Origin of the sequence: Flavobacterium movens (assembly GCF_039581425.1) — a bacterium.
GTDB lineage: Bacteria > Bacteroidota > Bacteroidia > Flavobacteriales > Flavobacteriaceae > Flavobacterium > Flavobacterium luteolum.
In genome coordinates this window covers 354,009-367,317 of sequence record NZ_JBCPXY010000003.1, presented here as the reverse complement: position 1 = coordinate 367,317, position 13,309 = coordinate 354,009, and the positions used below count along the sequence as shown (strand labels likewise).

The window sequence follows — 13,309 nt, the reverse complement described above, 5'->3', positions numbered from 1 at the left end:
TTCGGATTTATTTTTTAGAAGGTTGAAATTTTGGATGTCCAGTATATGCATAAGCAAAACTGATTAAGTTGCTGTCTTTTTCGATAACTTTTGTTGCGCTGTCACCCATTCCATGACCTGATTCAAAGTCGGCTAAAAAAAAGATTGGATTGTTGGAGGTGTTTGCATTTTGAAGTGAAGCTGCAAATTTTGCAGGTTGCCATGCAATTACACGAGGATCATTCATTCCCGCTGTTATTAATGTTGCCGGATAGGCAGTTCCTTTTTTAATATGATGAAACGAATCCATTTCTAGGAGCGCCTTGAACTCTGTTTTGTCTTTTATAGTTCCAAATTCAGGAATATTACCAGGACCATTTGGGGCTAATTCTGAACGAATCGTATTAAATTCTCCTACTTCTGGAATGGCAGCTGCAAACAAGTCTGGTCGCTCCGTAATAGCTCGTCCAATTAATATACCGCCAGCGCTTGCGCTCCAAATGGCAATTCTTTTAGGAGAAGAATACTTCTCTTTAATAAGATATTCAGTAACCGCAATTAAATCTTTCCATGTATTAGGTTTGGTGGTTTTAAAACCTGCTTTATGCCAAGCTTCGCCCAATTCTCCGCCACCTCTAACGTGAGCAACAACATATATGCCGCCATAAGTGCAGTAAGGCAATGCAAATCCAGTGCTAAAACGTGGTTCAAGCGAGATTCCGTAAGCACCATATCCAACCATAAGAATTGGATTGTCGCCATTTAGCTTAATGTTTTTGTTATAAATGATAGAAACAGGAACCTTAACACCATCATAAGATGGAACCATAATTTCTTTAGACACTAAATCTTTAAATTCAGGATATTCAATAGGTTTTGATAATGGCTGAAAAGTAAACGTATTTGTTGTTGGATTGTACAAATAACGTTTTTGAGGAGAAGTCCAACCCGAAAGCGTCATCCAAATTTCGCTTTTATTTTCGCTTATAGCCAAAAAAGAGACTGAACCTGCTTGCAGAGGTAATTTTAATTCAATCGGATCTGTTTTTCCTTTTGCTAAGAAAAATACTTTTGCTTGAACACCGTTTTCTGTAATTGAATAATATAAGCCATCCTTTGTAAGTTTAAAATCGGTAATGTTTCCATTTTTTGGTTCTGGTACAACTGTTTTTGCTTTTTCTATATCTGGATCTGAAATAGGAACTTTGATGATTTTATAGTTGGAAGCATTTTTATAAGTTAAATAATAAATAAACTCTTTATCGACAAGATAATTGGTCACTTCATCTTTTTTATCGACCAAGTTGGTCCATTTTGCAGGTTTAAAACTATCTTTTAAATCGGTGTCATATAACTTAATTCGATTATCAACCGTAACAACCAGTCCGTAGTTTTTATTAGAATTTTTATGATAAAGATTTAAAGGGAATTCTTCTGCACCTATATTAAGTTCAGGATTGGTTGTATTGGACAAAAATTCGACATCTTTGTTTGGATCTTCTCCTAATTTATGATAGTAAACTTTGGAGTTTAATAATCTATTTGGATCTGTAACATTGGAAGAATTTAAGCGACCGTATGTAAATGAATTACCATCTGGCATCCACGAAGGGGAGCTGAACCAGCATCTGTCGAATACTTCAGGATAAACTTTTCCATCGCTGTTTATAATAAGCAATTCGGCACTTTCAGAACCGCTTGGTGAAATTTCTATCGCTACTTTATCTCCTTTTTCATTGGGAGTTATAGAGCTGATGTTGTAATTTACTCCAGCTGCTTTTTTATAAGTTTCTGGATCAAAAAGTAATTTCTCGGTTCCTTTATAACCAATTCTCTGGTACAATTTGCCATTTTCTTCGTTGGCATTTCGTTTTAGATAGAAATAATGGTCGTTCTCTGTAATTTGTAATTCAGAGATTGTACTTTCTTTTCTTGCATCAAGCTCTTTGAGTTTTTTTTCAAGATTTTGCCGTTCTGGAATTTCGCTTAATTTTTGCCGAGTATAATCTGTATTCGCTTTCATCCAAGCGACAACATTCGGGTCATTTAAATTTTCTAAATATTGATAGCCATCTTCTATCTTTTCTCCAAAATATTCGTCTGTGACAATTTTTTCTGGCGCGGGCTGTGGTTTATTTTGCCCAAAAAACGATACTACTGAGCTGAGTGCTACAGTAGTGCAAAGTAATTTCGTATTCATAATCTGTCTAGTTTAAAAGAAAGGCTGAATTTCCAGATAGATTATGGACAGGTAAAGTTATGAAATTATTTTAATTAATTGATATATAGTTAATTATGTTTTTCTTATTGTAATTGCTCCTGTAGTTTTTTAATCTCGTCACGAAGTTTAGCAGCTTGCAAGAAGTCTAATTCTTTAGCTGCTTTTTCCATCGTTTTGCGTTTTTCACGAATCATTTTTTCTAATTCAGCTTTAGATAGATAAGCTGTTTCTGGTTCAGCTGCAACAGGAATCGGATGACCTAATTCATATTCAACCAAAGGATTCTTGGTAAATGCGCTTTCGATTTTTTTATTTAAAGCTTGAGGAACAATATTATTTTCAACGTTGAAATTAATTTGTTTCGTTCTTCTGTAATTGGTTTCATCGATTGTTTTCTGCATGCTTGCCGTAATCTTATCAGCATACATAATCGCTTTACCGTTTAAGTTTCTCGCCGCACGTCCGATGGTTTGCGTTAACGAACGATAATTTCTCAAGAAACCTTCTTTATCAGCATCTAAGATAGCAACAAGCGAAACTTCTGGTAAGTCTAAACCTTCGCGAAGTAAGTTAACTCCAATTAAGACATCAAAAAGACCTTTTCGTAAATCCTGCATAATTTCGATACGCTCTAAAGTATCTACTTCAGAATGTATGTATCGGCATCGAATGTTCACTTTAGTTAAATATTTAGCCAATTCTTCGGCCATTCTTTTGGTCAAAGTTGTCACAAGAACCCTTTCGTCCAATTCACAGCGAACTTGGATTTCCTCAATCAAATCATCAATCTGATTCAAGCTTGGGCGCACTTCAATAACAGGATCTAATAATCCTGTAGGGCGAATAATCTGTTCGACATAAATACCATCCGATTTTTGTAGTTCGTAATCGGCGGGTGTTGCAGAAACATATATAACCTGATTTTGCAAGGCTTCAAATTCTTCAAATTTTAAAGGGCGGTTGTCCATAGCGGCAGGCAATCTAAAACCATATTCCACAAGGTTTTCTTTACGGCTTCGGTCGCCTCCATACATAGCATGAACTTGAGAAACAGTTACGTGACTTTCATCAATAATCATTAAATAATCGCTCGGAAAATAATCTAATAAACAGAAAGGTCGCGTTCCTGCTTCACGTCCGTCAAGGTAGCGTGAGTAATTTTCAATTCCAGAGCAATAACCCAATTCGCGAATCATTTCCAGATCAAAATTGGTTCTTTCTTCCAAACGTTTGGCTTCCAGATGTTTTCCAATTTCTTTAAAATAATCAACCTGTTTCACCAAATCTTGCTGGATCTGCCAAATTGCGCCTTGTAAAACTTCTGGAGAAGTCACAAACATGTTGGCAGGATAAATGGTTAATCTTTGAAATTTCTCGATAACCTGAGATGTTTTTGCATCAAAAGATTCAATCTCTTCAATTTCGTCTCCAAAGAAATGAATTCGATATGCATCGTCTGCATAACTTGGATAAACTTCAACTGTGTCTCCTTTAATCCTGAAAGTTCCTGGGTTAAAATCGGCTTCTGTTCTAGCGTATAAACTCTGCACTAAACTGTGTAATAATTTAGTTCTTGAAATAACCTGGTCTCGTTTAATTTCAATAACGTTTTTCTGAAATTCAACTGGGTTTCCAATACCATACAAACAAGAAACTGAAGCTACAACCAAAACATCGCGGCGACCAGAAAGAAGGGAAGAAGTAGTGCTTAAACGCATCTTTTCCAATTCTTCATTGATTGATAAATCTTTTTCAATGAAAACTCCGGTTACAGGCATAAAAGCTTCTGGCTGATAATAGTCGTAGTACGAAACGAAATATTCAACAGCATTATTTGGAAAAAATTGTTTGAACTCAGAGTATAATTGAGCGGCCAAAGTTTTATTGTGCGCCAGAACCAAAGTAGGTCTTTGCACTTCCTGAATTACGTTGGCAACGGTAAATGTTTTTCCCGAGCCTGTAACTCCTAATAAAGTTTGGTATTTATCTCCGTCGACCACGCCCTGTGCCAATTTTTGTATGGCTTGAGGCTGATCTCCTTTTGGACTATATTCTGAGGAAACTTGAAATTTCATTTGAGTATACTGAAAATTTGGTTTTGTAAAGATACGAAGTTTGAATTCTAATCTAAAAAATTAATGATCGCATCATTTACCGCTTTTGGCTGATCTATGGTTAAAAAATGCCCTGCATCTTTTACCGTTTTTGTTTTACAATTGACAAGATGTTTTTTTGCAAGATCTAAACTTTCTTCTGAATTAATAACGTCTTTATCTCCGATTAAAACTAAAACCGGATTTTGAATAGATTCTAATTCTTTATCTGAAAAAGGCATCATTTTAAGCATGCTGGAATTTGATTTTGCATATTTATTGGCCAAATAGAACTGTCTTTTATAAATGACACTAATATTTTCTGGATGAGTTGAAAAAGTGTTTAATGTTTTACTGAATTTCTTTTCGCTCGGAAAAAGTTTTAGCATTAGGGCCGAAGTCGTTTTTCTTGGTTTATCAAGAAATTTAAAAGTCTGCGCTGGACTTAATAAAACAATTTTATCGATCGAATTTGATTTTTGAGTGGCTAATAATGTTGCAATCCAGCCGCCTCGTGAAGCACCAATGATATCAAATTTCTTTAATTTGTAATAGCTGAAAACTTCATTGTAAAAAACAACAATATTATCGGATGAAAGCGGTTTCGCAGTTAAGTTAGATTTATTGGGTTCCATTATAAAATCGATGGCGTAAATGCGATGATTTTTGGCCAAAGTTTTAATGTTAGGATGCCACATGGTTGAACTGGCATCCATTCCGTGAAGTAAAACAAGATCTTTTCCGTTTTTTGGTCCAGCAATAATTACATGTGCGGTTCCAAAACTAGTTTTTACATCTTCTTCGGTATATGGAATATTCCAAAGTTTTAAAGCTTTATCATAAGCAGTTTGATACTTTACCTCTTCAGTTCTAGTTTTAAAAACATAATCGTCAAATTTTGCCTTTTTGGACGAAGAACAGCTTGCGACTAAAAAGAGCACAACTGCCAATCGGAAATATAGTTTTAACATAGTAATAAAATTCAATTTTCAGCTTAAAGTTACGAGTAGAGCTGGCGAAAAGTGTATCAGAATTTTATTTTAAAATATCATAATTTTAAGATTTATCGTTTTTGGAAGTCAGATAATAAGTCTGTACAAAAGCTAAAATAGCATTCGGAATTATTACGGGCCAAAGCCATTGGTTAAAATCTCTATAGTCGTTTAAAAAGATGCCATAAATGACAAAACAGATACAGCCAAACATATTAATAAATCGGATTGCTCGGAGATTTTTTAGCAAAAAACCTCCAACAATAAATACAGATGCGAGATAACCAATATATTCTGCCATAATCTTGATTTTAAATAGTTTACAATAAATGTAGCAAAAGCTAATTATAAAATCAAGGTTTTGTTTTGGAAATCAAAAGAGTATATGCAAAAAGAGAATAAATTAAGTCTTTTTAAATGTAAATTATCTCTTTTTCCATTGTTCAATTTCATCTTTAATTTCAGAATGCAAATAAGAATTTCCTTTTTTGATATTTTCTTCGGTAGAATTTAAATCGTTATTATATTCGATTTTAGAATCGTTTATGTTTTTTAAAGCCCAAAATTTCTGTTCAGAATTATTTAGAAAACTCCAGGCTACAATTCGGCTATTTTTTTGCCCTTGCGACATTTCGATTGTTTTGACAGAAACGGCGTTTACTTTTTTCAAGATTTTGTAAATCGATGAAAGATTTTCTTTTTTAGAAACTAGAGTAGTAAACCACAATACTTGCGATGGATATTTAGCGCTTTCGTAAATCATTTGCGTGATAAATCCGATTTCGCCACCGTTGCACCACAATTCTGCATTTTGTCCGCCAAAATTTAAAACTGGATTTGTATTTCTTTTTTCTTTCGGGTTTAAATTAGAAACTTTTCTAGAAGTGCTTTTATGAGCTTCTTCGGCAGATGCATGAAAAGGCGGATTGCACATCGTGAATGTAAAACGATCTTCGGGCGTGATAATATTTTTAAAAATAAATCGAGGTTCGGTTTGCTGCTGCAAGCTGATAGAATCAATTAATTCTGGATTGGTTTCAATAATTTTAGCGCAATTTTCAATTGATTTTTGGTCAATATCTGTTCCGACAAAACTCCAATTGTAAATCGAATTTCCTAATATCGGATAGATTAAATTTGAGCCCGTACCGATATCTAGTCCTAAAACAGTGCTGGTTTCTGGAATTTGATTGTTATTGCTTTCGGCCAATAAATCGGCTATGTAATGAATATAATCGGCACGTCCTGGAATTGGCGGGCAAAGATAATTTTTAGGAATATCCCAGTTTTGAATGTTGTAATACGTTTTAAGTAAAGCCTTGTTTAATGTTTTTACAGCAAGCGGATTACTGAAATCGATGGTTTCTATTCCGTGTTTATTAATGGAGACAAAAGCTTTTAATTCGGGACAATTTGAAATGAGAAGTTCAAAATCATATCGGTTTCGATGAAGATTTCTTGGATGTAAATTGTCTTTTTGGGAATTGTTTTCTGCTTTCATTTTTTTTGATTTCGATGCAAAGATAGGCATTCCTTTTTTGGAAATGATTTTAGGAAATTCCCATTAGTCCTATTGCCCAAATCTGTTGTAGTAGCTATTGGCGGTAGTTTTTTTTGATGCTATATTCTTTTTTTCAATGTAATCTCAGTACTTGGTGCTTTTATAAGTTCTTTTAAAGTATCAATTTCATAATCGAAGAGTTTGTCGATTCTTTTTTCTAGCAAAAACGTAAAAAAAGTTTCTATATCCTTCCTTTCTTCTTTAAATTTATTTAGAAATTTTAATCCAATTGTAGTTTCATTTTCATTTCCTAAATAAAAATAAGTTGAACAATCAGTTTCTCTTTTACGATTCGTTTTCTTTTTTAATCTTTCTATTACATTGTCTACGGCTTCAATTCCAGAATATAGACAAACTCCTTCCATAGCAGTATCTTTAATTTTTCCGTTAGTTAATTCATTAATAAATAATTCCGATTCGCGTTCATCTGCAAGACGAATAATTGTTATTAATGAAGAGGTAGCAACATCATTGCTTTTATGATTAATTTTCTTTACTAGATGAGGAATTGATTTTCTGGTGCCAGAAGTATGTAAGCAAGTATTTACTCTTTTATAAATCCAGTCACTATGATTGCTTTCTAAAATATTAATTAGGGCATTTTCGATTTCAGAATTTTTCGAATTATGCAATAATTCTATGATAGACTCTACAATATTACTTTTTTTATATTTCTGTAAAATTAAGAGTAAAGGTTTTACTTCGGTATTTTCGTTTTTTGCCTGTTTTCGTATCGAGCTATGAATTATGCTTTTTACATTCTCATTTTTTTCAGTTATGTACTTTTGAATTAAAAAATTTGTTATTTCATTTAATTCAAATTTTTCACCTATTTCACTAAGTTTTGTATAAGTTTCGATTAATTCGATTTCCTCAACTGAAGAGTTAATGCTATTTTTTAAAACATCAATTTTGTTTATTACATCTTGATTAAATGAATTTGTCATAGTTTTTGAATCAAAATTACTATCAACGCTCTAGTACTAGAGCTGGTTTTGGACTAAATTAAGGCTATTCTTCGGATTTGCGACACGAGCGATAGTGATCAGGCGAAGCAAATCTTCCCAAATATAAAAACATTATCCCATTAAGTCAATTGCCCAAATTTGTTATAGTTGCTGTTAGCAGTAGTACTTAATTTACCCATGCGAAAAAGCCTGAATAATATTTCCACTCGCCATTGATTTTTATGTATGTAGCAAGCATTCCACTTTCATTGCCTTCAGAGTAAAATATGCAAAGTGTATTATTTCTTAAAAATACAGGTTTCGAAAAACTATAAATTCCATAATATTTTTCACTTTTTTCACTAGCAATAAATTCAGAATTCTCGAGTTTTCCCTTTGCCCAACCTGTTTTATTGTTGTCTTCAATTTCTTTATATACATAATCCATCTCTTTACTTGTGAATAGTATACTATTTGGCATTTCATCAATATTTTTTGCAAATCTTGTATCCCGAATTTGAAGAGTGGTTGCTTTTAAAGCATCTTTTATATATTCTAAATGGGAAGGTGGTATGTTTTCGGTATAGGTGATTTTATCTATTTTTTCTTTTTTAAAAAAGTCAATGACAAAATTTTCGGCTTCTGATTTTTCCTGTGCTTGCATAATAAAGCAAATAAGGAGAGAAGTAATTATAATCTTTATTTTACTCATTTCTACTTTGTATTAAGGCAAAAGCTTAGGTGCTACATCAGATTTGAGACTAAATTAAGCCCATTCTTCAGATTTGCCACCCGAGCGATAGTGAACAGATGAAGCAAATCATTCCAAATATAAAAACATTTTTCTGTTAAGGTAATTGCCCAAATGCGCTGTAGTAGCTGTTACCGGCAGTATTTTATTTCCATTCAGTTTCTGTTGCTAATTTAGTTAGTTTTGAATACAGAGCACTTAATCCATAAGTGCCACTTAACCCGTAATCTTTTATTTTCTTAATTGATCCATCTTCAAAAATTATCTCAAGAGTTGCTGTTGAAGCATCAGTATAATTAACTTCGTAGGAATCTTTTAATTTCTTAATTTCTATATAATTTAGTAAGTCAAATATTTCTGCAATATTTTTTGGGTCAAATTGCTTTATTGATTTTCCTCTAAACTTAGTAAATTCTATACCATCAAACTCAGCTAAACCATCTTTATTAATTGTAAGTTTAAAAACTGGACAGGTTCCAAAGCAATAATCCGTTTTAACTTTTATAGATTTAATTTTATTATCAATGATGACTTTGTCGTTAAGTTCAATAAAAGAATCAAACTTATATGTTAAAGTATCTATCTTGATATATTTCTCAATGTTATCATCAAAATCAAAGGGTAAATTTACTTTTCGAATTTGTAATTCATTTTTATCTTTAACTTTAATTGGTTTCACATATTCACAAATTGCAAAATCTATAATAAATCTAGTTAGTTTAAAATTATTACTGCCTTGATCAATTATAGCATATTGTGAATATCCGTAGTAATGCGGAATGAAAAGCAAATCAGTTAGTCCATCGTTGTTAATGTCTACTTTTTTCCAATTATTTATTTCAGATTGATTGAAAATCTTCTGACATTTTAAATTTGTATAAATGCTATCTGTTGGAACGATTCTAAAATTTCCATAATCAAAATCTTTCCATACTTTCTTAACAAATTCAGGAGCTACAGTTTTGATAAAATCCTCAACGTCTTTATCTGTTTTGAGTTCATCTATTTTATTTCCAAAGGCTACGTTTGAAAAAATAATTACGAATATTAGAGTTAGTTTCTTCATATTATTGGTAACATCCTGCTACTACAGTGGCTTTGCGACTAAATTAAGGCCTATTATCGGATTTGCCACCCGGGCGATAGCGAACAGGCGAAGCAAATCATTCCAAACTCAAAATCATTTTTCCATCAAGCTTATTGCCTAGATCTGTTGTGCTAACTGTTAGTCTCAGACTTTATTGGTTTATTTTTGCCATTTTATTTTTACTGCTGAAATTTTGTCAAGTTCAAGTCTTACATCTTTTAAAATTCTAAAACCACATTTTTCATAAAATTTCAATGGTGAAATATATTCTTGACCGTTTTTCTTCTTGTCATTGTTATGAGCTATTACCCAACCATTTAATACTACTTCAGTATTTTTAATTTTGTCTAGCATTTTTCGTCCTAATCCATTTCCTTTTATTTTTTCTGATAAAATGATAGCAAACCACTTCTCATTATCTCTGTCAAATGTCAGAGCCCAACCCAAAATTAAGCCTATGTCATTTGTCATCAAAAAATGCTTAAGGTTATTTAAGTTTTGCAGATAATTGTCGAATTCAGTCAAACTATTGTATGAAAGTTTTTCAGGATATTCGCTATTCCATAAGTCAAGCACTTGCTTTTTTGCTTGTTCGTTTAATTCAGTCGTCTGTATAATTTCAATATTCTCTGTCATTTGTCGTTGTGAGTTCTTCGCTTAAGTTTGGGACTAACGTTCTGGCACTAAAGCAGGTTTGGCACAAAATCAAATCCATCCATCGGATTTGCCATTCGAGCGGTAGCGAAAAGGTGAAGCAAATCATCCCAAATACAAAAAACATCTTTCCATTAAGCCTATTGCCCAAATCTGTTGTAATAGCTGTTACTACCGGTATTTTTATTCGTCAAAATAATCAGTATCAATTCTTTTCACTTCATAAGTAGATTGAGTTGATAAACCAACATTAAACTCAAACATTAAATCTGTAAGTCGTCCACCATCAATTAATACTATTTTATGTTCGATGCTCTCAACAAATTCATAAGCTCCTTTTGGAAAACTAGATGTTGTAATAAAAATACCTTTTCTAGCTTTTTTTGAAAGTAATGCACCCGCAAAGTCTCTAATTTCTCTAACCGGAACAATATTTTCCCATCTTTTTGCTTGAATATAAATTGTGTCGAGACCTAATTTGTCTTCTTTTATTATTCCGTCAATTCCCCCATCTCCTGATTTGCCTAAAGCTCTTCCGGCGTCTTTACGTGAACCTCCGTATCCCATTTTTGTTAACATATCAATGACCAACTTTTCAAAAAATGATGGAGAGCAACTTTTGATAGTATCAAGTAAATCTCTTGATAAATCATTTTTTAATTTCTGATATGCATATTCTAAAGCTTCTTCTGGAGTTTTACTTATGTCTACATTTTCTTGATTTTCCGAATAAGAATTGGCAACATCATTTTTGGGAGTAATTGATTCTTTAAATTCCTTGAAAGCTTTAAATTTATCCAAATCTTTTGTTCTAAGTTCGTTTGGATTTGATTTTAAAAAACTCATCCCAAGTTCTGTTATACGGTAGTATCCTCTTTTTTCAGTCTTTAATAAATTAGCTTTTTCCAAATAGAATTTTGCCCAACCAACTCTATTGTCAAAAATTGCTTGATTTCCACTTGGCAACAATTCTTTTCTCTCAACATCACTCAATTTAAAATGACTATGTAAGATTTCTATAAGCTCTCTAAGTTTATGAGTTCTTTCATCACTCATTATTTTCAAGAGTGGTAACATTATGGATTGATAATCAGGAATCATTATTTCGTTTTTTTTTTTTTTAATATTGGTGGTAACCTCCCGTTGCTACAGCGGGTCTGGGACTAAATTAAGCCCATTCCTCTGATTTGCCACCTGAGCGATAGCGAACAGGCGAAGCAAATCATTCAAAGATAAAACCATCTTTCCATTAAGGCAAATGCCCAAAACTGTTTTAGTGGCTGTTGGGCGATGTACTTATTTTGCTTTATAAAGTTTTATTTTTTTTTCTTCGGGATTGATTTTTACGTAGCCACCTCTTATCGTTACAAATACATTCTTCTTATCAAGTACAACAACTGAAGTTGGATAAAGTCCATACCAAAATAAATTGTCAAAAATTGTCTTTAACTTCAAGTTTTCATCAATTATATAAAATCCTTTACTACCTGCTAGATAAATGCAATCTTTATAAATCGACATAGCTGACGGAGCATCTTCAAGATTTAAAGCTTCGGAAATAAAAAAATTATTTGTAGAGCACTTAATTGTATAAAGTCCTCCAGAATTTAATCCCATATGCGATAAGCCTTCTAGCAAATAAATTGAATTTTTAATTCCAAAAATAAATTTTACATTCCCGCTTTTCAGAAGTTTACAATCTTTAAGGACTTTAGTAATTGGATCTGTTTCGTTAGTCATTAGGCCTCCAAACCACCTTGGTGTAATATCCTTTCCATTTTTTCCATTAACATAAAATATTTTAGTTGAATCTTTTTGTCTGTAGTATAATCCACCTCCAAATTCTCCCATATTGATAGCAATCAACTGTCCATTGGGAATATTGTACTCTACAGAAGATGCTTCCTTGTATTTTAACACTTTTATCTTACCCGATTCTAATGTAAAAACAAACTCTTTATTTGAATGATTAAAATCATACCATTCTTTGCTTTCCATATCAGGAATGTTGCATTCTTCAAAGTCATTTAATGAATAATTTTGACCGAAGCAAAATGATATATTCAATAGAAATATCGTTAAAAATATTTTCATTAGATTTATTTTATTTTACGCTTCATTTTTTTTAACAGAGGCATAAGTATTATATGTTTATGACAAAAACATACAAAGCAAACCAACGTCACGGCGAATGTTTTAATTAAATCAAATATATCAATAATCTTTTTATTACAAATTTTTTAAAAAATCTTTTGTTTGGTTTAGATTTTTTAGTCTAATTTGGGGTAAAATTTGCATTAGTTTATATCAAAAAAAACTATTTGCGAAGTTTCGGCATTAAGAAATTTAAGAAGACAAATTAATCAAAACACTCCATTAAAAGCAAATCTCCGTCGCGATGTGTTATGGTTACAATTCCGTCTTGTTCAACAGAATTACTGCTTCCGGTTCTGTAGCCCATTGTGAGCGTATCGTTGTTTAATTCGTATTTTAAATTGGTTGAAGAAATTCCGTTAACAACACCAATTGGAATTAACGAAATAGGTGTTTTTGCGGTATACCATTTTTCGAATTTTGTCGGCAGCAAGAATATTTTAGAATGATCGTCGAGAATTACAATTTTGAGTAAATCTCTGTAGCGAACAATCTGCGTGAGGTTTGTAATCGTATGATCTGCACGTTTTCCAGTTGCCCAAACGACATTAGCGGCAGGAATTTTTCTTTCGATAAGATAATCAAAAGCTTTTTCTAAATCTGTTTTATCTTGATCGGGTGTATGAACGATTTCGATTGGAAATTGCGAAGTTTTATAAATTTCAGGATCAAAACCACGGTCAAAATCACCTAATAAAACATCTACTTTTATACCTAATTCAATTACTCTTTCTATAGCCGAATCTAAAACAACAACCAACGGTGACCATTCTAGTAATTGTCCTAATAATTCAGGATCACAGGCTGCGCCATTTGCAATTATTAAAGCTGGTTCCTGATCGTCTCGGACTATATGATGTGATGACATAA

12 protein-coding genes are annotated in these 13,309 nt (G+C 32.4%); all 12 read right to left on the bottom strand.

Features of this window, described 5'->3' with window-relative positions; genetic code table 11:
* Positions 1-7: 7 nt before the first annotated feature.
* Complete coding sequence (locus AAYQ05_RS07965) at positions 8-2,179, bottom strand: prolyl oligopeptidase family serine peptidase (RefSeq protein ID WP_343542458.1); 2,172 nt, start codon at positions 2,177-2,179, stop codon at positions 8-10.
* A 104-nt stretch (positions 2,180-2,283) separates the two neighbouring features.
* Positions 2,284-4,275, bottom strand: coding sequence for an excinuclease ABC subunit UvrB (gene uvrB / locus AAYQ05_RS07960; RefSeq protein WP_343542456.1), 1,992 nt, complete (start codon positions 4,273-4,275; stop codon positions 2,284-2,286).
* A 47-nt stretch (positions 4,276-4,322) separates the two neighbouring features.
* Positions 4,323-5,264 carry an alpha/beta fold hydrolase gene (locus tag AAYQ05_RS07955; protein ID WP_343542455.1) on the bottom strand — a complete coding sequence of 314 codons (942 nt, stop codon included), beginning with the start codon at positions 5,262-5,264 and terminating at the stop codon, positions 4,323-4,325.
* 85 nt (positions 5,265-5,349) lie between these two features.
* Entirely contained in the window at positions 5,350-5,586 is a 237-nt protein-coding gene (locus tag AAYQ05_RS07950; protein ID WP_343542453.1) for a uroporphyrinogen decarboxylase, read from the bottom strand.
* 123 nt (positions 5,587-5,709) lie between these two features.
* Positions 5,710-6,786, bottom strand: a complete 1,077-nt coding sequence (gene rlmF / locus AAYQ05_RS07945; RefSeq protein WP_343542452.1) for a 23S rRNA (adenine(1618)-N(6))-methyltransferase RlmF — start codon at positions 6,784-6,786, stop codon at positions 5,710-5,712.
* 119 nt (positions 6,787-6,905) lie between these two features.
* Positions 6,906-7,793 carry a hypothetical protein gene (locus tag AAYQ05_RS07940; RefSeq protein WP_343542450.1) on the bottom strand — a complete coding sequence of 296 codons (888 nt, stop codon included), beginning with the start codon at positions 7,791-7,793 and terminating at the stop codon, positions 6,906-6,908.
* Positions 7,794-7,980: 187 nt separating this feature from the next.
* Positions 7,981-8,505, bottom strand: coding sequence for a hypothetical protein (locus AAYQ05_RS07935; protein ID WP_343542447.1), 525 nt, complete (start codon positions 8,503-8,505; stop codon positions 7,981-7,983).
* A gap of 184 nt (positions 8,506-8,689) precedes the next feature.
* Positions 8,690-9,610: a DUF6438 domain-containing protein gene (locus AAYQ05_RS07930; RefSeq protein WP_343542446.1), complete on the bottom strand. Its 921-nt coding sequence runs from the start codon at positions 9,608-9,610 to the stop codon at positions 8,690-8,692.
* Between the two features lie 180 nt (positions 9,611-9,790).
* Positions 9,791-10,267: a GNAT family N-acetyltransferase gene (locus AAYQ05_RS07925; protein ID WP_343542445.1), complete on the bottom strand. Its 477-nt coding sequence runs from the start codon at positions 10,265-10,267 to the stop codon at positions 9,791-9,793.
* Positions 10,268-10,468: 201 nt separating this feature from the next.
* On the bottom strand, positions 10,469-11,386 hold the full coding sequence (locus AAYQ05_RS07920; RefSeq protein WP_343542444.1) for a restriction endonuclease: 918 nt from the start codon (positions 11,384-11,386) through the stop codon (positions 10,469-10,471).
* Between the two features lie 195 nt (positions 11,387-11,581).
* The gene (locus AAYQ05_RS07915; protein ID WP_343542443.1) at positions 11,582-12,379 is read right to left on the bottom strand and encodes a hypothetical protein; all 798 of its coding nucleotides are present in this window, start codon (positions 12,377-12,379) and stop codon (positions 11,582-11,584) included.
* Positions 12,380-12,644: 265 nt separating this feature from the next.
* A complete protein-coding gene (locus tag AAYQ05_RS07910; RefSeq protein ID WP_343542441.1) occupies positions 12,645-13,307 on the bottom strand; it encodes a thiamine diphosphokinase in 663 nt (220 codons plus the stop codon).
* Positions 13,308-13,309 lie beyond the last annotated feature (2 nt).

Coding starts and splice junctions, on each gene's coding strand:
- AAYQ05_RS07965 (WP_343542458.1), bottom strand. CDS start 2,179: ATGAATACGAAATTACTTTGCACTACTGTAGCACTCAGCTCAGTAGTA.
- uvrB (WP_343542456.1), bottom strand. CDS start 4,275: ATGAAATTTCAAGTTTCCTCAGAATATAGTCCAAAAGGAGATCAGCCT.
- AAYQ05_RS07955 (WP_343542455.1), bottom strand. CDS start 5,264: ATGTTAAAACTATATTTCCGATTGGCAGTTGTGCTCTTTTTAGTCGCA.
- AAYQ05_RS07950 (WP_343542453.1), bottom strand. CDS start 5,586: ATGGCAGAATATATTGGTTATCTCGCATCTGTATTTATTGTTGGAGGT.
- rlmF (WP_343542452.1), bottom strand. CDS start 6,786: ATGAAAGCAGAAAACAATTCCCAAAAAGACAATTTACATCCAAGAAAT.
- AAYQ05_RS07940 (WP_343542450.1), bottom strand. CDS start 7,793: ATGACAAATTCATTTAATCAAGATGTAATAAACAAAATTGATGTTTTA.
- AAYQ05_RS07935 (WP_343542447.1), bottom strand. CDS start 8,505: ATGAGTAAAATAAAGATTATAATTACTTCTCTCCTTATTTGCTTTATT.
- AAYQ05_RS07930 (WP_343542446.1), bottom strand. CDS start 9,610: ATGAAGAAACTAACTCTAATATTCGTAATTATTTTTTCAAACGTAGCC.
- AAYQ05_RS07925 (WP_343542445.1), bottom strand. CDS start 10,267: ATGACAGAGAATATTGAAATTATACAGACGACTGAATTAAACGAACAA.
- AAYQ05_RS07920 (WP_343542444.1), bottom strand. CDS start 11,386: ATGATTCCTGATTATCAATCCATAATGTTACCACTCTTGAAAATAATG.
- AAYQ05_RS07915 (WP_343542443.1), bottom strand. CDS start 12,379: ATGAAAATATTTTTAACGATATTTCTATTGAATATATCATTTTGCTTC.
- AAYQ05_RS07910 (WP_343542441.1), bottom strand. CDS start 13,307: ATGTCATCACATCATATAGTCCGAGACGATCAGGAACCAGCTTTAATA.